The sequence below is a fragment of the Streptomyces sp. NPDC021093 genome (genome assembly GCF_044333135.1).
Taxonomy (GTDB): Bacteria; Actinomycetota; Actinomycetes; order Streptomycetales; family Streptomycetaceae; genus Streptomyces.
Map to the genome: position 1 here is coordinate 426,433 of NZ_JBIRQJ010000003.1, position 24,619 is coordinate 451,051.

At 71.5% G+C, this 24,619-nt stretch carries 19 protein-coding genes; 6 read left to right on the forward strand and 13 right to left on the reverse strand.

Annotated elements, in window-relative coordinates; all coding sequences use genetic code 11:
- Nucleotides 1-19: 19 nt before the first annotated feature.
- The 8 genes from ACH4SP_RS10640 to eccD all read right to left on the reverse strand — a co-directional run bounded on the left by ACH4SP_RS10640 (nucleotide 20) and on the right by eccD (nucleotide 8,447).
- Nucleotides 20-343 carry a WXG100 family type VII secretion target gene (locus ACH4SP_RS10640; RefSeq protein ID WP_398412785.1) on the reverse strand — a complete coding sequence of 108 codons (324 nt, stop codon included), beginning with the start codon at nucleotides 341-343 and terminating at the stop codon, nucleotides 20-22.
- Nucleotides 340-846 (reverse strand): YbaB/EbfC family nucleoid-associated protein, encoded by a 507-nt coding sequence (locus tag ACH4SP_RS10645; protein WP_398412788.1) that lies wholly within the window; start codon nucleotides 844-846, stop codon nucleotides 340-342. Before ACH4SP_RS10645 ends, ACH4SP_RS10640 begins: the two co-directional genes overlap by 4 nt.
- A gap of 77 nt (nucleotides 847-923) precedes the next feature.
- Entirely contained in the window at nucleotides 924-4,025 is a 3,102-nt protein-coding gene (locus tag ACH4SP_RS10650) for an AAWKG family protein (RefSeq protein ID WP_398412790.1), read from the reverse strand.
- Nucleotides 4,026-4,088: 63 nt separating this feature from the next.
- Nucleotides 4,089-4,547, reverse strand: coding sequence for a type VII secretion system-associated protein (locus ACH4SP_RS10655; protein ID WP_398412792.1), 459 nt, complete (start codon nucleotides 4,545-4,547; stop codon nucleotides 4,089-4,091).
- A 70-nt stretch (nucleotides 4,548-4,617) separates the two neighbouring features.
- Nucleotides 4,618-4,956, reverse strand: a complete 339-nt coding sequence (locus tag ACH4SP_RS10660; RefSeq protein WP_398412795.1) for a WXG100 family type VII secretion target — start codon at nucleotides 4,954-4,956, stop codon at nucleotides 4,618-4,620.
- A gap of 67 nt (nucleotides 4,957-5,023) precedes the next feature.
- Nucleotides 5,024-5,377: a hypothetical protein gene (locus ACH4SP_RS10665; protein WP_398412797.1), complete on the reverse strand. Its 354-nt coding sequence runs from the start codon at nucleotides 5,375-5,377 to the stop codon at nucleotides 5,024-5,026.
- A gap of 186 nt (nucleotides 5,378-5,563) precedes the next feature.
- Entirely contained in the window at nucleotides 5,564-7,042 is a 1,479-nt protein-coding gene (eccB, locus tag ACH4SP_RS10670; RefSeq protein WP_398412800.1) for a type VII secretion protein EccB, read from the reverse strand.
- 13 nt (nucleotides 7,043-7,055) lie between these two features.
- Nucleotides 7,056-8,447: a type VII secretion integral membrane protein EccD gene (gene eccD / locus ACH4SP_RS10675; RefSeq protein ID WP_398412802.1), complete on the reverse strand. Its 1,392-nt coding sequence runs from the start codon at nucleotides 8,445-8,447 to the stop codon at nucleotides 7,056-7,058.
- Between the two features lie 172 nt (nucleotides 8,448-8,619).
- Here eccD and eccCa point away from each other — a divergent pair, with 172 nt between their 5' ends.
- On the forward strand, nucleotides 8,620-12,609 hold the full coding sequence (gene eccCa / locus ACH4SP_RS10680; protein WP_398412806.1) for a type VII secretion protein EccCa: 3,990 nt from the start codon (nucleotides 8,620-8,622) through the stop codon (nucleotides 12,607-12,609).
- A 21-nt stretch (nucleotides 12,610-12,630) separates the two neighbouring features.
- On the opposite strand, the gene ACH4SP_RS10685 is transcribed toward eccCa, so the two are convergent.
- From ACH4SP_RS10685 to ACH4SP_RS10695, 3 genes are all read right to left on the reverse strand, one after another.
- Nucleotides 12,631-13,830 (reverse strand): S8 family serine peptidase, encoded by a 1,200-nt coding sequence (locus tag ACH4SP_RS10685; protein ID WP_398412807.1) that lies wholly within the window; start codon nucleotides 13,828-13,830, stop codon nucleotides 12,631-12,633.
- A 99-nt stretch (nucleotides 13,831-13,929) separates the two neighbouring features.
- On the reverse strand, nucleotides 13,930-17,229 hold the full coding sequence (locus tag ACH4SP_RS10690; protein WP_398413526.1) for a right-handed parallel beta-helix repeat-containing protein: 3,300 nt from the start codon (nucleotides 17,227-17,229) through the stop codon (nucleotides 13,930-13,932).
- Between the two features lie 162 nt (nucleotides 17,230-17,391).
- A complete protein-coding gene (locus ACH4SP_RS10695) occupies nucleotides 17,392-19,278 on the reverse strand; it encodes a protein-arginine deiminase family protein (protein ID WP_398412809.1) in 1,887 nt (628 codons plus the stop codon).
- Nucleotides 19,279-19,567: 289 nt separating this feature from the next.
- Here ACH4SP_RS10695 and ACH4SP_RS10700 point away from each other — a divergent pair, with 289 nt between their 5' ends.
- The 4 genes from ACH4SP_RS10700 (at nucleotide 19,568) to ACH4SP_RS10715 (ending at nucleotide 21,061) form a co-directional block, all read left to right on the forward strand.
- Nucleotides 19,568-20,125, forward strand: coding sequence for a DM13 domain-containing protein (locus ACH4SP_RS10700; protein WP_398412810.1), 558 nt, complete (start codon nucleotides 19,568-19,570; stop codon nucleotides 20,123-20,125).
- Nucleotides 20,126-20,261: 136 nt separating this feature from the next.
- A complete protein-coding gene (locus tag ACH4SP_RS10705; RefSeq protein WP_398412813.1) occupies nucleotides 20,262-20,444 on the forward strand; it encodes a hypothetical protein in 183 nt (60 codons plus the stop codon).
- A 114-nt stretch (nucleotides 20,445-20,558) separates the two neighbouring features.
- On the forward strand, nucleotides 20,559-20,816 hold the full coding sequence (locus tag ACH4SP_RS10710) for a hypothetical protein (RefSeq protein WP_398412815.1): 258 nt from the start codon (nucleotides 20,559-20,561) through the stop codon (nucleotides 20,814-20,816).
- Entirely contained in the window at nucleotides 20,813-21,061 is a 249-nt protein-coding gene (locus ACH4SP_RS10715) for a hypothetical protein (RefSeq protein WP_398412817.1), read from the forward strand. Before ACH4SP_RS10710 ends, ACH4SP_RS10715 begins: the two co-directional genes overlap by 4 nt.
- Nucleotides 21,062-21,198: 137 nt before the next feature.
- Here the strand turns inward: ACH4SP_RS10715 and katG are convergent, their stop codons facing one another.
- The gene (gene katG, locus ACH4SP_RS10720; RefSeq protein ID WP_398412819.1) at nucleotides 21,199-23,448 is read right to left on the reverse strand and encodes a catalase/peroxidase HPI; all 2,250 of its coding nucleotides are present in this window, start codon (nucleotides 23,446-23,448) and stop codon (nucleotides 21,199-21,201) included.
- Between the two features lie 251 nt (nucleotides 23,449-23,699).
- On the opposite strand from katG, the gene ACH4SP_RS10725 reads away from it, so the two are divergent.
- Nucleotides 23,700-24,110, forward strand: coding sequence for a Fur family transcriptional regulator (locus tag ACH4SP_RS10725; protein WP_398412822.1), 411 nt, complete (start codon nucleotides 23,700-23,702; stop codon nucleotides 24,108-24,110).
- Between the two features lie 19 nt (nucleotides 24,111-24,129).
- On the opposite strand, the gene ACH4SP_RS10730 is transcribed toward ACH4SP_RS10725, so the two are convergent.
- The gene (locus ACH4SP_RS10730; protein ID WP_398412823.1) at nucleotides 24,130-24,543 is read right to left on the reverse strand and encodes a nuclear transport factor 2 family protein; all 414 of its coding nucleotides are present in this window, start codon (nucleotides 24,541-24,543) and stop codon (nucleotides 24,130-24,132) included.
- Nucleotides 24,544-24,619 lie beyond the last annotated feature (76 nt).

Sequence of the window (24,619 nt, forward strand, 5' to 3'; positions counted from 1 at the left end):
GGAACTCAAGGGACACGGGTCAGCGCCTGCTTCCGCCGTGCTGGCCGAGCCCGTCGAGGATCTGCTGCTGCTGGTTCTTGAAGTCCTTGGCCGCGTCCTTCAGGCTCTGCGAGCTGCCTTCCAGCGCGCTGCTGAGTTCCTTCACGCCCTTCCGGGCGGCGTCGACACCGGGCAGGTACTTCTTGGCGAACGCCTCGCCGAACTCGCCGTCGCCCCAGCACCCGTGGTAGGAGGTGATCTTGTCGATGTAGTCCTCCTTGATCAGCTTGATCTTCTCGGCGACCTTGTCCAGGTCCGCGCTGCTCTTGCCGAGCTTCTCCGGGTCGACGTCCAGCGTGCTCATCGCCCGGTCTCCCCGCCCCGTACGCCACCCGTGGCGCCGTCTTCCTCGTCCTCGACCAGTTCGTCCAGCAGTGCGCCCGAGGACTTGGCCGGCGGTGCCTTCACCGGCGGCGTCGGCAGGCCCTCCTCGCGCATCGGCGCGAACAGCGCGTCCCAGTCCAGCTCCTGGAAGCCACCCTCGGCGTCCGCCGACATGCCGGGTATCGGCCCGAACGGCCGGTAGACGTCGGCGAGTTGCTCAGCGGCCTGAGCCCTCGCCGCGCTGATCGTGGCCATGAGCACGTCGGCGAGCTGCGCCGGGGGCATGGTCCGGTAGCGGGCGGTGGGGAAGCGCAGCTGGGTCAGCTCGCCCTGGGCGCCCACCGTGGCCTCCACCGAGCGGTCCTTGGCCGTGACGGTCGCCGAGATCCTGGCCGCCGCGGCTCCCGCGTCGCGCAGCTTCGCCCGGGTCTCCTCGAACTCGGCCAGTGCTGCCGCCAGTTGCTCTTCCATCGGGTTGCTCATGTCTTGTTCCGCCGTATTCGTCGATGCCGGGTGGAGTGGTGGAGCGGTGGAGTGTGCTGTGGAGGGTGTGGGGCGGCTCAGCGGCCGATCACCGCCGAGACGCCGCCCTCGTCGGTGCCCCAGGTCTCCTCGTCCTCGCTCACCCAGGTGGACCGCTCCCGCTCGTCGCTCTGGGTGTTGGCGCCCCCGCCGCCCATGCCGCCGCCCATCGGGGGCATCATCGGCATGCCGCCGTTCGAGCTGGTGCTGGGCCGTCGCGCCAACGCGGCCTCCTCGGCGGCGAGTTGAGCCGCCCTGCCCTGGCGTGCGGCGTTCGCCTCGCCCGCGGCCACCGCCCGGGCGCGCTCCCCGGCCAGGCCCGCTCCCGGCGCCCCTCCGGCACCGCCCGGTCCGCCCGGGGTCAGTCCCTGCCCGCCGAGCGGGTTCAGCGGAATCCGGGGGTTCTGGCTGCCGGTGTCCCCGCCCCCGCCGCCGTAACCACCGCCGCCCAGCGGCGACTTGCCGTTCTTGCCGTCCGGGTAGTCGTAGTAGTCGAAGCCGCCCGAGCCGCCGCCGATCTTGTTGGGGCCGAGTCCGCCTCCGCCGCCCGCACCGCCCGTGCCACCGGTCGTCCGGCCGTACACGTCGGTGGTGACCGTCCGCCCGTCCGGGTAGGTGATCTGGTGGCCGCCGTTCTTGAGCTGCTTGTCGACGGTGCCGTCCGGGTACTTCGTGGTGGTCGAGCCGTCCGGGTTGTGGGTGGTCTGCGGAGTGCCCGGGCCGCCCGTGGTGTTCAGGTGCTCGGTCTTCTTGTGCCCGTCGGCGTCGGTGGTGGTGTACGTGCCGTCCGGGCCGAGCTTGGTGGTGCTGCCGTCCTTGTACGTCGTCGAGACGGTGCCGTCCGGGCCCACCTGGGCGACGGAACCGTCGGCGTACGTGATGGTCGACGTGCCCTTGCCCAGGTGCGAGACGGTCTTCGTGCCGTCCGGGTCGACCGTGGTGACGGTGCCGTTGGCCGCCACGGTGGTCTTCGTGCCGTCCTCGTGCGTGGTGGTGGTCGCGCCGTCCTTGCCGTACACCGTGGACGAACCGTCCGGGTTCTTCACGGTCGAGCCGGGCTGCGGGTGGCTGGTGGTGCTGTTGCCCTGCGCGTCGGTGGTGGTGAGCGTGCCGTTCGGGGCGAGCTTCGTCGACGAGCCGTCGGGGTACTGCGTGACGGTCGAGCCGTCCGGCTTGACCGTGGTCTTCGTACCGTCCTGGTACGTGATGGTCTCGCTGCCGTCCTTGTTCAGGACCGTCTTCGAGCCGTCGGGGTTGTTCGTGACGGAGGTGCCGTCCGGGCTGACGGTGGTGGTCGTGCCGTCCTTGTGGGTGGTGGTGCGCGAGCCGTCGGAGTTGTACGCGGTCGTACTGCCGTCGGGGCCCTTGACCGTCTTGACCGGTGTGCCACCGGTGCCTGTCCCGGCGCCGCCGCCCCAACCGCCGCCCACTCCATTGGGGTTGAGGGGAGGCGGCGGGAGAATGCCAGGAGGCACGATCTCCTTGCGCCCGTCCGGGTGGGTGATGGTCGTGGAACCGTCGGGGTTCTTGGTGGAGAGGGACCCGTCGGGGAGCTTGGTGGTGTTGCCGGCGCCGCCGCCGTTCAGACCGTCGCCGTTGTTGCCGCCGATGCCGTTGAGGCCGAGAGGCGGGGGCGTCTGACCGGTCGGAGGCTTCTTGCCGTCGAGCCCGCCGGTGCCGCCCGCACCGCCGCCTGCGCCACCGCCGCCGAACTCGTTGCCGCCGATCTTGTTCGGGTCGAGCGGGGGAGGCTTGATGTCACCGGTTCCGCCGCCGCCCTTCTCCTTGAGGTCCTCCATCTCCTTCTTGGCGTCCTCCTTCTCCTTCTTCATCTCCTCCTTCTGCTGGTCCAGCTCCTTCTTGGCATCCGCCTTCTCCTTCTCGGCCTCGGCCTTGGCCTTGCCCGCTTCATCGACGGCGTTGGCCTCCTTGAGGCTGTTGACGCCGGCCTTGAAGGGGAAGGCGGAACCGCCCGAATTCAGGTTGTACAAGGCTTCGTTGAGATCCGTCATGACCTTTTCCGAGGTCACGTCGAGAGGACCGAGGGTGGCGAGCCAGTTGCTGCACGCGAGAGTGGATATGTTCTTCCAGTCGCCCTCGACGGTGAGGTTCCCGTAGACGGGATGCTGGTAGAGAAATCCCTCCCCCGTCTTGTTGTTGCCGAAATGCTGCCACATCTTGCTGATGTTGTTCTTGTTCAGCCAGTCCGCCAACTCATTGAGCAGGGCGTCGAGATGGGAGGTGCCAAGCCATACGTTCGCCGGTCGGAAAGCAGGATTCGCGTACTTGCTGTCGACGACTGCCTTTATTGCTGGTTCCTGACCTGATTGCCAGCCTCCCCAGGCCGTGGCCAGCCTGTCGACAGCCGTCCAGATGGCGAGTTCCCCGTCGATGAGTCTGTCTCCGACCGCGGACCTCGACTTGAAGGTGCTGTTGCTCTTGAAGGCCCTGCCGCCCCCGGGTGCGACCACACCCGATTCAGGAGCGATCAGAGTGAGGAAGTCCTTGTAGCCGAGGCTCACCGCGTCGACGAGGTCACGGAAGACGTCCGCACCATTGCCCTGGTAGGCCGAGAACTCTCCGTCGAGTTGCTTCACCCATTGTTCGAGATCGATGGATTTGGCGGAGAAGTAATCGACGACCCGATTGAATGCCTCGGCCATCGGGCTGAAGTTCTTGAGATTTATCGCGTCTGCTTCGGTGACGGCCTTGTGGTGAGGGTACCCGCTTCCGAAGCCCTGACTGGTGTAGGTGTCCCTCAGGGTTTCCAGCGCTTTCCCGTAGCCCCAGTCGTAGACTCCCGCATTTCCGGCGTCGCTCCAGTCGGCGCCGGTGGAGGAGCTCCAAGGGAGGGAGATGGTCGCCTTGTAGACGACAAGGGTCGTGCCCGCCTGTCCGCTCGGCGGGCCGTAGAACTGTATGACTCGTTCGTGCTTACCGGCCGTATCGACGTCGCCCGCGGTGTTCCGGTCGTCAGCTACGGCCACCTTGATGACCTTTTCCACCTTGACCTGCATCCACTCGCTGCCGTTCCCGACCGCGGCGTCCGCCCCGCCCACGGCCGCGACATTTTCCCGGGTGCCGCCGTCGAAACCGGTGATTTGCTTGACGACGGATTCCCATTTTGAATCAGCGGCCACGAGCAGAACTCTCCTTGTACGACAGGCAATTGCGTCGAGAGTGGAAGGGGGGTGCGGAAGGGGTCAGGGCTTCTGGGGAGCGAGGTCCCCGTCCACATCACGCAGGTCGTTCAGGAATTCCTGACTCTTGATCTTCGTCAGGCTGTCCGCCTGGTTCTTCTTCATCTTCTCCAGCACGGCATTCATGTTCCTCTTGATGTCCTGGAAGAGCTTCAGCTGGTTCTTGATGACGGTTCCCTGCTCTGTCGAGGAACCCTTGAGATAAGCCACCAACGGGCTTGCGTCAATCGGCGTCGCCTTCTCCGCGCCCAGCTTGCCCAGTTGGAGCGTGTGGCTGCTGAGGCCGACTTCGAGATTGGCCATTTGAGGGCCGAGGTATTTCAGTGCGGTGATCCTGTACCCGTCCTGGTTGCTGTCCTCGTCCAGCGCTTTCAGCAGGGTGATGATCGACTCTATGTCGTTGTCGATGAACTTCCTGAGGGTGGGGATGTCCAGGTGCGACAGATCGGTGGGGGACGCCATGTCATCTCGCAATCAGGCACGGGGAGAGGGAGCGCGCAAGAGGTGGGACGGGAGCGGGCGGGACGCGGGATCACCCGCCGATGCGGACGTTCCCCCACTCCTGTGCGTTCCGGTTCTCGTGCTTGCGGTACAGGTCCGAAATCTCGTTCAGGGTCGCACTGTGCTTCGTCAGCACCTGACCCAGCTGCTCCGTGGCGCTGTTCCACTGGTTCTGCAGACCCCCGTACGTGGACGCGTCCGCGCCCTGCCAGGCGCCCCGCAGGCCCGCGAGCTCCTCGTTGAGGGCGGTGACGAGGCTCTTGATGCGCTGCGTCTGCATACGCATGTCCTCGGCGGCCTGGTCCACGGACTTGTACTCGACGTGGATGATGCCGTCGGTCTTGTTGGAGTGGTCGTACGGAGTGGTCATGGCGAACTCCTGCGGGGAGAGGGGGAGCCGGGCGGCGGAGAAGGGTGGGCACCGAAGTGCCGGTCCGTCAGGTCAGCTGGTCGAAGACGTTGTTCGACGCACCGCTGCCGGTGATGATGTCCGTCGTCTGCGCCTGGAGGCCCTTCTGGGCCAGGCCGGTCTGCTCCAGCTTGGTCATCATGTCGCCGATGTTCTTCTTGATGAGGTCCACCTGGCCGTTCCAGTCCGAGAGCAGCTTCTGGAACGCGCCGCCGTCCTGGCCTCCGTACGCCGTCATCAGCGCGGACATGGTGGTCTGGACCTCCTGCTGCGACCTCTCGATGCCCGACTTGACGGTGCCGAGGGCGGTGTGGCCCTTCTGGTTCTCCGACTGCGACGAAGTCTGGAGACTGCCCGGGGGCGGGGGAGTGGGAGTGGCCATGAGACGTCCTTCCAGGGGGCATGAGGTGCCCCTGATGCTAGGGATGCTGATGTGACATGAGCAATGCTTTGACGGAAATCTGAGCTCAGCTTGATCTTTGGATCGCCGAACAAAGGGAATTGGCCGTTCCGTGGCTGGAAATCAGCCGCTGACCGGGGAAGTTGGCGTCTGACGGACACTCACTGTTCATCCGCAGGACGCCTCAGGACCCGCCGATCGGGCCGCCGCGGCGGGCCGTTCGCCCTTCGCCGCCGCCACGTCAAGCACCGGCCCCGTCGGCAGCATGTCGAGCAGCCGGGACGGGACCGCCTGCGCGTGACCGCCCTTCAGCCCGAGCCTGGCCACCGCGTCGGCCGTCGGCAGCCGGTACTTCACGCCGACGTCCGTCACCAGGTACGTCGTCGTGCCGATCACCGTGCCGCCCGCGCCCAGCGCCTGTACGAGGGCGCCGCCACCGGGACGTACCGCCACGCCGTCCACCGCCAGGCACGCCCGGCCGATGTCCGGGCCCGACGCCGGGGCGTCCGCGCGCTCCGGGCCCGGCAGCAGCGCGAGGTGCACCCTCGGTGCCGCCCCGTCCGGCTGGATCCGGGCGCACACCGAGGCGCCGGGCGCCACCGGCTGGACCGCGGGGGTACGGGCGGGCCAGCGCGCCGGGTCCTTGGCGGCCTTCGCCGCCGGGGCCTGATACCGCGTCAACTGGTCGGCGGTGAGCCGGATCGCGGCCGGTGCCTTCCCCGGGTAGGCGAGCTTCGCCGTCCGGTCGTCGCCCAGTACGAGGGCCGCGCCGGTGGCGCTCAGCGCCCGCAGCCCGGCCTTCTCCAGGAGGAAGTGCTGCGGCGCGGCACCGGGCGAGTCCAGGGCGTACACCTGGCCGATCCGGCCGGTGGCGCCGCCGATCCGCGGGCCGGCCGAGCCCCGGCCCGCCACCTCGGGCGCCGTCAGGTCGGGGCCTGCCGGGACGCTGTCGAGGAACGCCGCCGACACGTGCACCGGGGCCGCCCCCGAGTAGCCGAGCGCCTCGGCCGCGCCGTGCGCGCCCAGCCGCAGCCGCCGGTCGCCCCACAGGGCGTACCGGCGCCCGTCCGGGCCCTGCACCAGGACCGCACGGTCCGCGCCCGGCGACGTACCGGCCGGTGCCGCGCCCAGGCGCAGCGAGGTGACCGGCTTGCGGCCGGTGCCGTCGGGGCCCGTACGGGCGGGTTCGTCCGCGCACACCTGCCAGGCGCCCTGCTCCAGGTCACCGAGTGCCGGGAGGGAGTCCGGGGCGCCGGGAATGCCCACCGGGGTGCCGTGCTGCTCGCCGGAGAGGGAACTGCCCGACGCCGAGACCGCCTTGAGCTTGTCGGCGGCGATCAGCCGCGCCGAGGCGTAGTTGCGCACCGGGTGGAGCTTGCCGCCCAGGTAGAGGTAGCGGGTGCCGGTGTCCTTCTGGACGATCAGTGCGGAGTCCTGCCGCCACGCCTTGTTCCCCGCCGGGGAGATCATCCCGTACAGCAGGAATCCGACGACGAGCACGACGCCGAGGCCGATGCCCCACGCCATGCCCCGGTTGGTGCGGCCCACGGGCGACTCCGGGGAGTCCGGATCGCTGCGCAGCATGCCGCTGGTGAGCCGCCCCATGACGAACATGTGGGCCTGGACCTGGTCCTTCTTCGACTGCATCGCGCGTTCCCCCTCAGCCGTTCGCGCCGCGCAGGGCCGCGTACACGCCCAGCACCCACAGGGCGAGCGGGATCAGCGCCACCGCGGACAGGGTGTGCAGGATGTCGGCGGCCCGCCCCCAGTGCGGGATCATGCGCCGCCCGGGAACCGTCCACGAGGCGATCGCCGCCCCCGCGGCGATCGCGAGCAACGCGGCCAGCAGCACCGGGCGCTGTGCGGCGGGCAGTGCCCCGGCCGCGTGCACCGCCATCAGCACCAGTCCGTACAGTCCGGGCAGCAGCACGGCGGGCCGCTGCCAGACATTGCCGATGCCGCGCGAGTGCAGCAGCAGGAGCAGGCACAGCACGCCGGACGTCACCAGGGCGGCCGTGCCCGGGCGGTCCAGGACCAGCGCGGTCAGCACACCCGCGCAGACCAGGCCGGTGGCCGAGTAGAGGGCGGTCATCCACTCCTCGGCGAGCGCCGTGCGGGTCACCACCCCGGGCTGCGGGTGCGGTTCGATGCCCTCCTGCAACTGCTCGGCGTTCGAGGGCAGCGCGGGCAGCTTCAGCCCGGACAGCCGGAACGCGATGCCCGGCACCATCCCGCCGAACACCACCGCCAGCACGGCGACGATGCTCGCCGCGTGCGCGGCCGGCACGTCCATGGTCAGCATCAGTACGCCCCACACCGCCCCGGCGACCGCGACCACCGCCGTGCACAGCAGCAGCGGTACGAACGCGGCGACCGCGGCCACCGCCAGGATCGCCCCGCCCGCCGCCGCGGCGGAAGCGGCAAGCAGCCGCGAGCCGAGCAGCTGCGGTCCCGGATCGCCCACCGGCAACAGCGCACCGGCCAGGGCCAGATACGGCGCGACCAGCACGCCGAGCGCCGCGCCAGCCGCCGAGTCGCCCACCGCGCGGCTCGCGGACGCCGCCCCGAACAGGATCAGCAGACCGGTGCCCGCCGCGACGGCGGCCCGTACCGGCGCGGAACCGCCCGGCAGCGCCAGCACCAGCAGGCCCGCGGCCAGCATCGCCACGGCCGTGCCGCGCAGCAGCCACCGGCTGGTGCGGGCCGCCCAGCCGTGCGGGCGCCCGCGCATCGTGGTGGCGACCCCGTCGACCAGGTCGTCGAAGTGGATCGGCGGCAGGGCTTCGGTACGGGGCCGCAGCAGCAGGGTCTCCCCGTCGCGGAGCTGGAGCGACTCGGGCGTGCCCTCCTCGTCCAGGGGCTTCTCGCCCAGGCGCTGCAGGATCCAGCCGCCGTGCTCGATGCCCTTCTCCGCCAGGCCGTCGCCCGCGTGGTCGAGCAGGATGGGCAGCAGATCGGCGACGGGTACGTCCGCGGGCACCGCGAGGTCGACGAGCCGCTGAGGGGTTCTTACCGTGAGCCGGCACAGGCCGGGGGCGGATATTTCAGTCATGGCGGCGGGGCCACACCTCTCCGAAGGGTTCGAGGGGCCGGGATACCGAAGTAGATCACGGCACACTACCTTTGAGCGCACGTCAGTTCGTACGGCCCTCGCCGGAAAGCCCCAGGTGGCCCCGGTCGCCGACGGCTGCGTCCGGCGCGACGAGCTCAAGGAGAAACCCCGCGTGAGCACAGTTCTGTTCCGCCGTCCCGCCCGCAGGCGCGGGCCCGACATGCCGGACGGCGAGATCAGCCTCCAGGAGCCGCCCACGCTCCCGGAGGCGGAGCCCAACACCTCCGCCATGTGGATGTACCTTCCGATGGGCCTCACGTCGCTCGCCATGCTGATGATGTTCATCAGGCCGGGACAGGCGACCGCCTTCAGCTACTTCGCGATAGGGCTGATGCTGCTGTCGTCCGTCGCGATGATCGTCGGCCAGGTGATCCGCACCGCGGGCGACCGCAAGCGCAAGCTCAAGGGCGAACGCCGCGACTACCTGCGATATCTGGCGCAGACCCGCCGCAAGATCCGCCGCACCGTGGCGGAGCAGCAGAAGGCGCTCGCCTGGCGGCACCCCGACCCGGCCGCCCTGTGGGCGCTCACCAACACCAGCAGGCAGTGGGAACGCCGCCCGGCCGACGAGGACTTCGCGGAGGTGCGCGTCGCCGTCGGCGAGCAGAAGCTCGGCACCCGCCTCGCCCCGCTGGCCACCAAGCCGGTCGAAGACCTGGAACCGCTGTCCGCGCACGCCCTGCGCAGCTTCATCCGCGCCTACGGAACCGTGCCCGAGCAGCCCATCGCGCTCTATCTGCGGGCCTGGTCGCGCATCCTCCTGGAGAGCCCGGACGACGGCGACGACGGGTCCGGGGCCCGCGCCCTGACCAGGGCGCTGATCGCCCAACTCGCCGCTTTCCACGCCCCGGAGGAGCTGACAGTCGCGCTGTGCGTGTCGGACGCGCGGCGCCCCGACTGGGAGTGGACGAAGTGGCTGCCGCACGCCCAGCACGCGTACCAGCGCGACGGCGCGGGCACCGCCCGTACCGTCGCCGCAGGCCTCGTCGAGCTGGAGGAACTGCTGGGCGCCGACTTCACCGAGCGCCCGCCCTTCGACCCGGACACCGCGCCGGGCCGTGAGGAACCCTTCACCGTGATCGTCGTGGACGGCGGCATCGTGCCCGGCGGGCACCGCCTCGAAGGCCCCGGCTACCGCAACACCGTCGTCCTCGACCTGTCGGGCTCCTTCGCCTGGAAGCCCGCCCGGGGCACCCTGCGGCTGCGGCTGACCGGCGAGGGCCTGCACCTGGTGCGCACCGACCGCGAGCGCAAGGAACAGTCGACGCTGCTCGGCACCCCCGACGCGCTCGGCCCGGTCGCCGCCAGGACCCTGGCGGCCCGGCTCGCCCCGTACCGGCTCGGCGGCGGCGCGGTCTCCGCCGAACCCTTCGCCACCGACACCGAACTCACCACCCTGCTCGGCATCTCCGACCTGCGCAGGCACGACCCCGAACGGCTCTTCGGCCGTCCGCTGGAGAGCCGCGAGCGGCTGCGGGTGCCGATCGCCGTCGGCGAGGACGGCACCCCCGTCGAACTCGACATCAAGGAGTCCGCGCAGGGCGGCATGGGCCCGCACGGCATGCTCATCGGCGCCACCGGATCCGGCAAGAGCGAACTGCTCCGCACCCTGGTCCTGGGCCTCGCCCTCACCCACTCCTCCGAGACCCTGAACTTCGTCCTCGTCGACTTCAAGGGCGGCGCGACCTTCCTCGGCATGGACACCCTGCCGCACACCTCGGCCGTCATCACCAACCTCGCCGAGGAGACCCCCCTCGTCGGCCGTATGCAGGACGCCCTGCACGGCGAACTGATGCGCCGTCAGGAGCTGCTGCGGCGGGCCGGAAACTACTCCTCGGTCCTGGAGTACGAGAAGGCGCGCGCGGCCGGCACCCCGCTGGCCCCGCTGCCCTCCCTCTTCATCGTCGTCGACGAGTTCTCCGAACTCCTCGCCGCCCACCGCGACTTCATGGACCTCTTCGTGATGATCGGCCGCCTCGGCCGCTCGCTCGGCGTCCATCTCCTGCTGGCCTCCCAGCGGTTGGAGGAGGGCCGCATGCACCAGCTGGAGTCCCACCTCTCCTACCGCGTCGGCCTGCGCACCTTCTCCGCGATCGAGAGCCGCGGCGTCCTCGGCGTCCCCGACGCCTACCACCTGCCGCCCACCCCCGGCAGCGGCTACCTCAAGAGCGGCGTCGAAGCCCTCACCCGGTTCCGCGCCGCGTACGTCTCCGGCTCGTACAAGCCCAAGCGCGGCAGCGTCCAACAGGCGCAGATCGCCCGCCAGGTGGTGCCGTGGGGCACCGGCTGGGTGGTGCCGCGCACCCTGCCCGCAGCACCCGACCCCGACCCGGCGACCGTCGAGCCCGACACCGGCGAGTCCCTCCTCGCGCTGGCCATCGAGCGGCTGCGGGACAGCGGACCGCCCGCCCACCAGGTCTGGCTGCCGCCGCTCGACACCCCGCCCGCCCTCGACGCTCTGCTGCCGCCGCTGGTCCCCGACCCCGACTTCGGACTCACCACCGCAGGCTCCCCGGACCGGGGCAGGCTCCGGGTGCCGGTCGGCATCGTCGACAAGCCCTTCGAGCAGCTGCGTGAGCTGCTCACCGTCGACTTCGCAGGAGCGGGCGGGCACTTCGCCGTGGCGGGCGGCCCGCAGAGCGGCAAGTCCACGGTGCTGCGCACCCTGATCACCGCGCTCGCTCTCACCCACACCCCGCGCGAAGTGCAGTTCTACTGCCTGGACTTCGGCGGCGGCGCCCTCCTCGGGCTCGCCGGGCTGCCGCACGTCGGCGGCGTCGCGGGCCGCCTCGACCGCGAACGGATCTCCCGTACGCTCGCCGAGGTCACCTCGCTCCTCAACCGGCGCGAGGTGTTCTTCCAGGAGCAGGGCATCGACTCCATGGCCACCTACCGCAAGCGGCGGGCGGCCGGACAGTACCCGGACGAACCCTTCGGCGACGTCTTCCTCGTCGTCGACGGCTGGTCCACGGTGCGCAGCGACATGTTCGACGACATCGCCGTCTTCAACGGCCTCGCCACCCGCGGCCTCAACTACGGCGTCCACCTCATGGTCAGCACCTCCCGCTGGGTGGAACTCTCCGCCGCCCTCCGCGACCAGGTCGGCAACCGCCTGGAACTGCGCATGGGCGACCCGATGGACTCCATCGTCGACATCCGCAAGGCGGGCACCGTGCCCGCCCTGCCAGGCCGCGGCCTGAGCGCCGACAAGCTGCACTTCCTCGTCGCACTGCCCCGCATCGACGGCGGCGAGGACGCCGAAGACCTCACCGAGGCCCTCGCCGACCTGGTCGAGGCGGTGGCCGAGCACTGGGACGCCCCGGCCGCCCCGCCGGTCCGCATGCTGCCCACCGGCTTCACCTCGGCCGAACTCCCCGCAGCGGCACCTGACACCCCGCTGCGCATCCCGCTCGGCCTGGACGAGGCCGAACTCGCCCCGGTCTGGCACGACTTCGCCCAGAGCCCGCACCTGATGGTGGTCGGCGACACCGAGAGCGGGAAGACCAGCGCACTGCGTCTGATCGCCCAGCAGATCGTCGCCACCCACACCCCCGAGCAGGCCCGGATCCTCGTCGTCGACTACCGCCGCGAACTCGTCGAGGCGGTGCCCGAGGCGTACCGCCTGGGCCACGCGGTCGCCGCCGACCCGCTGCGCGAACTCGTCGACGGCGTCACCCGGGCGATGGTCGTCCGCGCCCCCGGCGAAGACATCTCACCGGCCCGGATGCGCCGCGCCGACTGGTGGACGGGCCCGCGCCTGTTCGTCCTGGTCGACGACTACGAAATGGTCGGCTCCGCCTTCAACGGCCCCTTCGAGCCGCTGCTCCCGCACCTCCCGCTGGGCTACGAGGTCGGCCTGCACATGGTCGTCGCCAGGTCCGCCACGGGCGCCTCCCGCCCGGACCCCCTCATGCGCAAGCTCCAGGAGGTCAACTCCCCGGCGCTGCAGCTGTCCTGCCCGCCCTCGGAGGGTTACGTCTTCGACAGCGTCAAGGCCCGCATCCTGCCGCCGGGCCGCGCCCTGCGCATCGCCCGCCGCAAGGCGGCGCTGGTGCAGCTGGCGCTGCCGGCGGACGTGCCGGAGACGGAAGAGGAGAGCTGAGCCAGTCCTTACGAGGAGGCGCTACGGCGTACGGGGCGTGCCGGGACCCTCGGGTCCCAGCCGTCCCGGCCGCCACCTGCGGGCCCTGCCGCGCGGCAGGACGGCGCCCAGCAGTACGACCAGCAGCACCGTCGCCGTCGCCCCCGCCGCGACGAGCAGCGCGGTGTTCCGGGCGCCCGCCGTCTCCGGGGGCGTTCCGAGCCGTACGGGCTCGGGGCGGGCCGCCGCGGCGGGCGCGGCGGCCGCGGTGACGCCCGCCACCGCGCCGTACGGGTCGAGGGCGGGCAGGTCGCCCGGATAGGCGGTGCGCAGCAGCCGCTCCCGCACCTGCGGAGCCGTCAGCTCCGGGTGGTACGAGCGGACCAGGGCCGCCGTGCCCGCCGCCACCGCCGCCGCCAGCGAGGCCCCCGAACCCGTCCACTTGCCGTCGCCCACCGGCCCGGGACCCACCAGCGCGTCGCCCGGCGCCGTGAGATCGGCCCTGGTGAAGCCCGGCGCGGTGTCGGGCCTGGTGCCCTGCGGTCCCGTGTCGAGGACGGCCAGCGCACCGGGCGGCGCGGCGGGAGCGGGCTTCGCCTGGCCGGCCGTGGTGCCCGGCGGGACGCTGTCGGCCGCCGCCGGCACCACCACCAGGGCGTCCTTCTTGGCGGCGACCGCCAGCGCGTCCCGTACCGCCTTGTCCGCGCCGTCCAGCGGGGCCGTCACCGTGATCACCCGGGCCCCGGCCTGCGCGGCCTCCCTGACCCCGGCCGCGAGGCGGCCCGGGTCAGGGTCACCACGCTCGCCGGTGCCCCGTACCGCGAGGATCTGCGCCTGCGGGGCGACCCCGGAGAAGCCCTGCCCCGGGGTCGTCGCCCCGGCGACCAGACCCGCCTGGAAGGTGCCCCGGCCCACGCAGTCCTCGCCCGCGTCGCCCAGCGCCTTCACGCGGCCCGCGAGCACGGCGGGCGCGTCGCTCACCCCGGTGCCGACGACCGCGACCGTCACGCCCCGGCCCTGCGAGAGGGCCCACACCTGGTCGAGCCCGAGCGCACCGCGCGTCCAGGGCGCCTCGGAGGTGGCCCGCCCCTTGAACGCGGTGCACTTCTGCCGCGCGTCCAACCGCTCGGGCACCCCGGGCAACACCACCTTCCCGGGCTTGCCCTCATCGGCCACGGCAAGGGGGCCGGGCAGGGCGAGGGCAGTACAGAGCAGCAGGCTGACGGTCGTACGACGACGCATGGGGGCCGTTCCTCGGTTGGGGAGACACAGGCTTAGGGAGCGCCCGAAGGGGCGCGGGGAACTGCGCGACCAGCCACAACGGACCCGCACAGACAAAACTCACCGTTCCGACGCCAAGTCCTCCGGCAGCAGAAGCCTCAGATCGTCCAGACTCGGCGCGGCAACGCCACTCAACCGCCCCGCCTGCCGCGTCATCATCTGCTCCAACGTCTGCCGCGCCAGCCGCGCATTGCCGAACGTACGCCCCCTCGGCAGCCCCTCGAAGTGCTCCCGCAGCGCACTCGCCGCGCCCGGCGCGCACTCGTAGCCGTTGTCCACGGCGTGCTGGCGCACGATCGTGACCAGCTCGTCCGACGAGTAGTCAGGGAACTCGATGTGCCTCGGGAAACGGGACGCGAGCCCGGGGTTGGAGCCGAGGAAGCGCGCCATCTCCTCCGTGTAGCCCGCCACGATCACCACCACCTCGTCCCGGTGGTCCTCCATCAGCTTCAGCAGTGTGTCCACCGCCTCCTGCCCGAAGTCGGAGGTCCCGCCGCCGCCCGCCGGGGTCAGCGTGTACGCCTCGTCGATGAACAGGACGCCGCCCAGCGACCGCTCGAAGACCTCCCGGGTCAGCTGCGCGGTGTGGCCCACCCAGCGCCCCACCAGGTCCGCGCGCGAGACCTCGACCAGCTGGCCGCGCGGCAGCACCCCCAGCGAGGCGAGCAGTTCGCCGTACAGCCGGGCCACCGTCGTCTTGCCGGTGCCCGGCGGTCCCGCGAAGACCAGGTGGTTGCTGATGCGCGGGGCCGGCAGACCGGCCTCGGTACGGCGGCGCGCCGCGGCGAGCAGGTTGACCAGGTCGCCCACCTCACGCTTGACCGCCGCGAGACCCACCAGCGCGTCCAGCCGCAGCAGCGGGTCGTTGCCCTCGGCCGCGGCCGCCGCGTGCTCGCTCACACCGACGTCCTCGGCGGTCAGCACCGCCAGATCGCGCTCGTTGACCTCCAACAGGCTGGACAGGCGCGAGGCCTGACGGTCCACCATCTCCTCGAAGACCTTGCGCGCGGTACGCCCGTTGCCGAAGCCCGCGTCGCGCGGGATGGACTCGAAGTGCGTGCGCAGCGCGGTGCGGGCCGCCGGCGCCAGCTCGTAGTGGTGGGCCGTGCACATCCGCTCGGCGATGGTGACCAGCTCGTCCGACGTGTAGTCGGTGAACTCCACGCTGCGGGTGAAGCGGGAGGCCAGACCCGGGTTGGAGGCGAGGAAGTCGGTCATCTCCTTGGGGTAGCCGGCCGCCACGACGACGACGTCCTCGCGGTGGTCCTCCATCAGCTTCACCAGGGTGTCGATGGCCTCCCGCCCGAAGTCCGCGCCCGAACCGCCGCCGTCCGAGAGCAGCGTGTACGCCTCGTCGATGAACAGCACCCCGCCGAGCGCCTTGTTGAAGGTCTCGGTGGTCTTGATGGCGGTGCCGCCGACGATCTGCGCCACCAGGTCCGCGCGCGACACCTCCACCAGGTGCCCGGAGCGCAGCACCCCCAGCGAGGCCAGGATCGACCCGTACAGCCGGGCCACCGTCGTCTTGCCGGTGCCGGGCGGGCCCGCGAAGACCAGGTGGCGGCTCATCGGCGGGGCGGGCATGCCGAGACTGGCGCGGCGCTGCGCCAGCCGGTTCAGGTTGATCAGCGTCAGCACCTGCTGCTTGACGTCGTCGAGGCCGATCAGCGACTCCAGTTCGGCCACCGGGCCCGTGCCCTTCTCCGGCTCGGCCGCGACCGGGACCGCGCCGCCCGGCAGCCGTCCGTCGCCCGCGGCCTCCGCGCCCGCGGCGCTGCCCCAGGCGTCCGGCGACCCGTTCTCCGCACTGCTGAGGCCCTCGACGGCGAGCCTGTCGCCCGGCATCGCCTGCCGCAGCCCGCTGCCCCTGTTGTCCCGTACGGTGCAGCCGATCAGCGACACCGGGTCGGTGCCCTCGACCCGTACGCCGTCGGCGCCCGAGCCCGTCACCTCGCACGCGTTCAGCGCGGCCCGCGCACCCGCAGCGACCAGCACACCGTGCTCGCCCGCGCCCGTCACCCGCAGCCGGGCGGCGGACAGTTCGCCCTCCGCGTCGACCTGGACGCCCGCGCCGCCCGCCGCGTCCACGGAGGTGTCGCGCAGGGTGAGCGTGCCGAGCTTGCCGACCACCGCCCCCGCCTCCGCCGCGGTGCGCAGCGTGCTCCCGCCGACGTACAGGTTTCCGTGCCCCGACACGTGCACGGCCGAACCGCCCGACTCCTCGACGACGCACTCCTCAAGACGTCCCCGGCCGTCCTTGGCGACCTCCACCCCGTGCGCGGCGGACCGGGCGACGGCCGCGCGGCGCAGCAGCGGATTGGCGCCGCTGCGCACGACGATGCCCGACGCGCCGCTGTCCCGTACCTCCAGCCGGTCGAACTCGGCCGCCGAGTCCTCGTCGAGCAGCACCCCGACGGCCTTGGCGTCCTGCACCACGGTGCCGGTCAGCACGGGCGATGAGAGGCCGGTCACCCGGATCCCCGCGTCCTGGGCGGCGGCGAACACGCACTCCGTGAACGTCCCGCGACTGCGCTCGGTCACGAACAGGCCGTGCCCAGCCGTCCGTTCGGTACGGCAGCGGGTCACGGCGGGAGAGCTGCCCGCGCCAAGGACCAGCCCGTGCCCGGTCGTGTCGCCGACCGTGATGTCCTCCAGCACCGTCTGCCCGGTGGAGCTGACGTACACGCCCACCACGGACTCGCGCACCGTCCCGCCGGACATCCGGACCGAGCTGTCCTCCTCGACGGCGACCCCCGGCTTGTCGGCTGCGGATATCGCACAGTCCTCCAGGACCACCTGGGCCTGACCGTTGGTCAGCACCCCGTTCCCCCGGGTGTCCCGCAACCGGCTCCTGCGCACGGTGATCCGCCCGCGCTCGCCCGCCACCACGGCGGAGGTCCCCAGATGCTCGACGAGGCAGTCCTCCAGGAAGCTCTCACTGGCCGAGGTCGACACGACCCCGGCCCCCGCCGGATTGCTCACCCGGCACTCGCGCAGCGCCAGCGACCCGCTGCCGCGCGCGAACAGCGCGGCCCAGGCGGAGCCGTGCACCTCGCACCGGTCCATCGCGAGCTGGCCGCGCGGTGCGTCGACCACCGGCAGCTCGTCGTCGTGCCCGCGCAGCACCAGGTCGCTGACCATGACCGCGTCCCCGGTGAGCGTCAGTGCCGTCCCGCGCCGGGGCACGATCTCCACGCTCCCGGCGCCTTCGGCGGCCGTCAGGGTGATGGCCGCCGAGACGGTCAGCGCCTCCTCGTAGCGGCCGGGAGCGATGCTGATGACCGCTCCGGTACGGGCCCTGGCCACGGCCTCCGTGATGGTGAGGAAGCCGCCCGTACCGTCCGCTGCGACGGTGAGCATCTGACGTGACACTTATCTGACCTCCCGGCCCCCGGGGCCGGTGAGGCACGACGGGGACGCGCGGCATGTGGGGCGTACGGAACTGGTGTGCCCATCATGCCTGTTGTCGCAGGTGGCCCGCCACGGCTGTGGATCATGTGCCGGTCCTGGCCTTCGCGTCACTCACCCCCGCCACCACGGCGCGGCTCCGGACGTGTCCCGCAGGGCGTTCGTCGCGCAGTGCACCTCGCCGCCCGCCAAGTGCGCCCACTTGAAGTTCTCCACCCAGTGCACGCGCACGCCCTGGCGGCGCAGCGCGCGCTCCGTCGCCGTACGGAACAGGTCCTCGCCGCCCACCCTCGGGCCGTGCGGGTCCGGGGCCGCGTAGTCCCGGGCCGTGAGGGACAGCCCGTTGGCGAGGCCGGGGGAGAAGGCGATGGAACGCTCCTCGGGCACCGAGGGGTCGAACCTGCCCGTCGCGTACAGCACGGGGACCCGCACCAGCTCCGACTCCTTCAGGCCGGTTTCCCGTATCAGCGTCGCGATCTGTCCGTCGATGTGCCGGGCGGCGCTCTCGTTCCCGGCGAGGAACTTCGCGTCGCCGAGCACGGCGTCCACCGTCGGACGGTCCTCGACGGTCGTCCCCTCGAAGAGCCGCCGACCGCCCTCGCCCCGCTCGGACGCCTCGCGCAGCAGCCGTGTCGCCAGCCGGGGATCGGAGACCATCAGGGTCCAGCCGCGCGCGCTGTCGGCACGTACGACGTGGACGGTCTCGTCCGTGTGGCCCACGAACAGCCAGGAGGTGTCGATCGCGATCGGCCGCTGCTGCCCCTGAGCGGCCAGCATCCGCACGAAGGACGGGTCGGGCGCGCGCTTCGCACTGGTGCCGTGGACGATGCGGCCCTGCGGGTGGCCGGGGTACGGGGGTACGGACTCGAAGTTCCCGGCGAAGTTCTGCAGGTCGTCCACGTTCGCCGGGCGGTCGCGGGTGAACTGCTGGACGACGCCGACGTCAGGACCGCGCAGCTCCCGGAACAGCAGCCGCGCCGAACGGCTCAGCGTGCTCGGCCCCAGCTCGCTCTTCGGCCACACCACCGGTGCGCGCAACAGGATCCGCATCCGCTGGACCCCGCCCGCCGCCGGCACGCTCACTGTGCCCGGCTCGACCATGTCCTGCCGCCAGATGTCCCGCCACCACTGCGCGGTACCGGGCGTGAACGTCACCTTGTCGCGCGGCAGCCCGGCCCGCTCGGCCGCCTTGCGGAGCGAGTCCGCGAACGGCTTCCACTCGGTCGGCCTGTACCGTGCGCCGATCCAGTTCGGCACGATGCCGCTGCCGGGACCCGGCGCGGCGGCGAACACGGACTCGGCGCGCTGGAGGTCGTGCTGTACGAGCACCGGCGCGACCTTCATCCGCACGCGGTCCGACGCGCTGCGCGCGGCCGCCCCATCGCCCTGGCGCACGGTGAGGACGATGTCCACCTCGCCGTTCCAGCGCCGCGTGTCGCGCACCACGTCCCGCCCCTCGACGGCGAGCTCGACCCCGGCGCGCAACTCATCGGCGGTCAACTTGCCTTGTAGTGGCGTGAGTTGACCGCCCCGGCGGATGAAGATGCGTACGTACGGAGATCCGGCCGGCGCGACCTCGACCCGGCCGGCCGCATCGTCGCCGACCCGCATCGGCCGCACCCGCAGCGGGGCCAGGTCCTTGGCGTCCTGCTCCCCGTTCACCTGCTCGTCGGCCGCGTCGTGGCAGGCGGCGAGACGCTCGTCCACGGCGGGGTCGACACGGTCCAGATCGCCGGGGGTCGTCCGGCAGCGACGGGCGTCGTCGTCCAGGTTCGGCAGGAACACCGCTCCCCGCCCCGGCCGCCACTGCTCCTCGCCGCTCTCGTCCGTACTGCCGGTCATGTCGACGCGCCCGTCCTGATCGACGTCGGCACGCAGGTCGGGAGAGAGCGGTGGTGCGGTCGCCGAGACCGGAGAGGGCGCCAGCGTGACGGCCGCTCCGGCCAGCAGGGCGACGAGCGCGGCCGAGGCGGTGCGGGTGAGGGTACGGGTACGAGGCATGACGCGTCCTTCCGGAAGAGGGAAGAAGAGGGAAAGGCGAGAAGGGGAGAAGACCTGCTCCACTTCTTCCAGATTCGGGCCCTTGCACCGTGTATGCGTCGTCCGGCAAGACGAAACGGAGGTACACCGTTGTGCGCAGTCGCACCTTCCCGCGCTGGTCAGCGAGGTATTACCGGTCTCTTACGACAGGGCCCCAGCACTGGCCGACCAGGTACGGCTGCGGCTTTGCTGGACACACGAGGGCCGGACCGATCGTGGTCGGTCCGAGCACCACCCCACGGAGGCCCCGGTGTCCACAACTCGCAAGCCCCGCCTGCCCCACTTGCCCCGTCGTGTCGTCCTGCCCCTCCTGCTCGTCCTCGTGGTGGCCGCCGGTGCGGGGCTCTACGCCTTCCAGCCCTGGAAGGCGTTCACCACCACCACGGTGAACGAATCGCTGCCCGCCGCTCCCCCCTCGTCCGCCGCCTCCCCCTCGTCCCCCGTCGCCCCTGCCGCGCCGACGGACCTCGCCCGGGGCGCCTTCGTCAGTCACGAGCACACCACCAGTGGCACCGCCCGCACGGTCCGGCTCGCGGACGGCGGGCAGTCGGTGCTGCGGCTGGAGGACCTCGCGACCTCGGAGGGGCCGGACGTACGGGTCTACCTCTCGCGCCGTGACGCGGCGGCGGCAGAAGGGGGACTCGGGGAAGGGGCCGTGGAACTGGGCAGGCTCAAGGGCAACCGGGGCAACCAGAACTACACCGTCCCGACCGGCACCGACCCGGCCGCCTACCGCTCCGTCGTGATCTGGTGCGCACGCTTCTCGGTGTCCTTCGGCGCCGCCGATCTGGCCCCGACGGGCGTCTGAACCCGGCCGGACCCGTCTTCCCGCGGTTCAACTCGCCATGTCCGGGGCATCCGTGAAACCCAAGGGGCACCACGCACCCTGGTGGGCCCGTGTGACAGCCGTCCACAGTGACGGTGCCGGTGGTTCGGGAGGACGTATGCACGATCGCGGATTCTTCTGCCTCATGGAGCGGCTGGCGGCCCAGGCCGACGAGGCGCAGGGCGCACGGGCGGCCGGGCGGCTGCTCGGCACGCCCCGGCTGCGCCACGTGGTCACGCTCGCCGGAGCGGTCGCGGTGACCGCGGTCGGCGTCAGGCTGGCGCGCGCCCGGCTGGCGTGACCGGGCGTCGTACGAGTGGTGGATCGTCCGACGCCCGGTGGGCCGCCGTACGAGTGGTGGACCGGCGCGACAGGGCCGGTTCCCGTAGCGGTAGCGGATCGCTAGGATTCCGCTATGGCAACGACTCAGTTGAACGCGCGAGTGCCGGAGGAACTGGCCGCGCAGGTACGGGCCTCCGCCTCCCGGGCCGGTATGAGCATCGGGGACTACGTTGCCTCCGTGCTGGAGGCGGACCAGGCGGCGGCCGCGGGCAGCCGCGAGCTGCGCGAGGCACGGGCCCGGATGCACGCGGCGGCGGCGTACCGGAAGTGGCTGGCGGCCGGGCAGCCGGAGTCCGGTGCGATGAGCATGGACGAGGTCTTCGGCGGGTGACCGCGATCCCGGCACGGTTCGCCGCGCACGTCGGCCGGACCATCAAGGACCTGCCGGCCCCGGCCAGGGAAGAGCTCCGGGCCGCCGTCCTCCGGGCGTGCGCCGACCCCTGGTCCTGGCCGCAGGCCGACAAGTACGAACTGGACGACACGGTGCGCGTGATCACCACGCCCGCCGCCATCGTCCACTACGCGGTCCTCACGGGCGCCGACCCCCACCTCTGGGTCTTCGCCGTCGTCGTCTGAGGGCCCGCGACCCGGCATGCCGGGGGCAGACCCCGCGCGGGCCGGTACGGAGCCGGGTGCACGGCTCCGTACCGGCCCGAACAGCGCGGTCGGACCGGCCGTCGGACCGTCCTTCAGGCCGTCCTTCAGGCCGTCCTTCAGACCAGGTCGAACCGGTCCAGGTTCATCACCTTGTGCCACGCCGCGACGAAGTCGGTCACGAACTTCGCCTTCGCGTCGTCGCTCGCGTAGACCTCGGCGACCGCGCGCAGCTCGGAGTTCGAGCCGAACACGAGGTCGGCCCGGGTGCCCGTCCACTTGACCTCGCCCGAGGACGCGTCGCGGCCCTCGAAGGTGTCCGCGTCGCCGGAGACCGACTGCCACGTCGTGCCCAGGTCGAGGAGGTTGACGAAGAAGTCGTTCGTCAGCGTCCCCGGGGCCTTGGTGAGGACACCGGCCTGCGAGCCCTGGTGGTTGGCGCCGAGCACGCGCAGCCCGCCGACGAGGACCGTGAGCTCGGGAGCGCTCAGGTTCAGCAGGTTCGCCCGGTCGATCAGGAGGTACTCGGCCGGCAGCCGGTTGCCCTTGCCGAGGTAGTTGCGGAACCCGTCGGCCGTCGGCTCCAGCGCGGCGAACGACTCCACGTCGGTCTGGTCCTGCGCCGCGTCGACACGACCCGGGGTGAACGGGACCTGCACGTCGGTGCCCGCGTCCTTGGCGGCCTTCTCGACGCCCGCGCCGCCCGCGAGGACGATCAGGTCGGCGAGGGAGATCCGCTTGCCGTCGCTGCGGCCGGAGTTGAAGGACTCCCGGACGCCCTCCAGCGTACGGAGGACCTGCGCGAGCCGGTCGGGCTCGTTGACCTCCCAGCCGCTCTGCGGCTCCAGGCGGATCCGGGCGCCGTTGGCACCGCCCCGCTTGTCGCTGCCGCGGAAGGAGGAGGCCGACGCCCAGGCGGTGGACACCAGGTCGGACACCGAGAGACCGGAAGCCAGTACCCGCTCCTTGAGGTCGGCGACCTCGGCGGCCCCTACGCTCTCGTGCGCGGCCTCGGGCAGCGGGTCCTGCCACAGCAGCGTCTCGCTCGGCACCTCAGAGCCCAAGTACCGTACGACAGGGCCCATGTCACGGTGCGTCAGCTTGTACCAGGCGCGGGCGAAGGCGTCCGCGAACGCGGCCTGGTCGTCCTTGAAGCGCCGCGAGATCACCTCGTACGCCGGGTCGAAGCGCAGCGACAGGTCGGTCGTCAGCATCGTCGGGGCGTGCGACTTCGACGGGTCGTGCGCGTCGGGCACGGTGCCCGCGCCCGCGCCGTCCTTCGGACGCCACTGGTGCGCGCCTGCGGGGCTCTTGAACAGCTCCCACTCGTACCCGAAGAGGATGTTGAAGAAGGTGTTGTCCCAGGTGGTCGGGGTGTCCGTCCAGATTCCCTCAAGACCACTGGTGATCGCGTCGCCGCCCTTGCCGGTGCCGTGGCTGTTGCTCCAGCCGAGCCCCATCTGCTCCAGCGGGGCGGCCTCGGGGTCGGCGCCCACGGCGTCCGCGGGCCCGGCGCCGTGCGTCTTGCCGAAGGTGTGGCCGCCCGCGATCAGGGCGACGGTCTCCTCGTCGTTCATCGCCATCCGGCGGAACGTCTCCCGGATGTCGCGGGCCGCCGCGATCGGGTCGGGAGTGCCGTTGGGGCCCTCCGGGTTGACGTAGATCAGACCCATCTGGACGGCGCCGAGCGGGTTCTCCAGCTCGCGGTCGCCGGTGTAGCGCTCGTCGTCGAGCCAGGTGGTCTCCGGGCCCCAGTAGACGTCCTCGTCGGGCTCCCAGACGTCCGCCCGGCCACCGGCGAAGCCGAAGGTCTCGAAGCCCATCGACTCCAGGGCCACATTGCCCGTCAGGATCAGCAGGTCGGCCCAGGAAAGGCTCTGCCCGTACTTCTTCTTCACCGGCCACAGCAGACGGCGCGCCTTGTCGAGGTTGCCGTTGTCCGGCCAGCTGTTGAGCGGGGCGAACCGCTGCTGACCGGCGCCCGCGCCGCCGCGGCCGTCACGGATGCGGTACGTGCCCGCACTGTGCCACGCCATCCGGATCATGAACGGGCCGTAGTGGCCGAAGTCGGCGGGCCACCAGTCCTGCGAGGTCGTCAGCACCTCCGCGATGTCACGTTTCACGGCGGGGAGGTCCAGGCCCCGGAACGCCTTCGCGTAGTCGAACTCCTCGCCGAGCGGGTTCGCCACGGCGGGGTTCTTGGCGAGGATCTTCAGATTGAGGCGCTCCGGCCACCACTGACGGTTCCCACCGCCCTGAGTGGGGTGTGCGGCACGTCCGTGCGCGACGGGGCAGCCCCCCGTCTCGCCCGCTGCACCTGTTTCGTCAGTCTTCGCGTCGGTGACGATCGCGTCGTGGTTGTCAGCCATGAGGGTCCTCTCGCAACTGGGCAGTTCTGCAAGTTGAGTGAGCGGGTGGCCGTACCGGAGTGCCGGGGTGTTCCTCGGCAGGTCCGGAGCGTCGCCAGGAAGCGATCCTATGGTGGACAGGTTCCAGGTCAAGAAGCCCACCTGTTCCATAATTCATTCGCACTCTGACAACTGCCTTTAAACTCCCGGTACTTCTCCGAACCTCTCCGCACTTCCCCTGAACTTCTCCGACAGCGATTGGGTGGTCCGTCATGAGTGACCTGCTTCAGCGGCTGCGCGGGCGCGGCTGGCGAATGACCTCCCAGCGGCGTGTCGTCGCGGAGGTGCTCGACGGCGACCACGTGCACCTCACGGCGGACGAGGTGCACGCGCTCGCGGTGGACCGGCTCCCCGAGATCTCCCGGGCGACCGTCTACAACACCCTGGGCGAGATGGTCTCCCTCGGCGAGGTCACCGAGCTCTCCACCGACGGCCGCGCCAAACGGTACGACCCCAACGCGCACCGCCCGCACCAGCACCTGGTGTGCTCCGGGTGCGGTGTCATCCGCGACGTGCACCCGGCCGGCGACCCCCTGGACCGCCTTCCCCCGGACCAGCGCTACGGCTTCGAGGTCTCGGAGGCGGCGATCACCTACCGGGGGCTCTGCCCGGCCTGCGGTTGACGGCGGCGAGGAGGCGGGGTCAGTCCACCAGCCCGGGTGCGAAGTAGTCGCGCACCCGGGCGATCTTCCCGTCCCGGAGACGGAAGATCTGCACCAGCGAGACGGTCACGCCGTCCCCGCTTCCCTCCGTGTCGAAGACCGTGTCGATCTCGGCGATGAACACGTCGGGGTCGGAAGTGGTGTGCAGTACGTACGCGGACTTCGCGAGGTTCGGCGTGCGGACGCTCTCCACGGGCTTCGCGTAGTACGCGGCCATCGCCCGCCGGATCTCCTCGCGGCCCACCATCCTCCGGGGGAAGGAGCTGTCGGCGGACAGGAGCGGCGCTTCGAAGACGGCGTCCTCGGTGAAGTGTGCGGCGAGGGCGTCGGCATCCCGGGAGAGGGAGCCGGCGTGGACGTAACTCTCGAAGATCTGCTGCGGCGTGCGGGACACGGCGGCCTCCCTGGGCTCGGGCACGGAAGACCACCGCATCACGTCGGCACCGCATCTGTCAGCACACCGGCGGAAG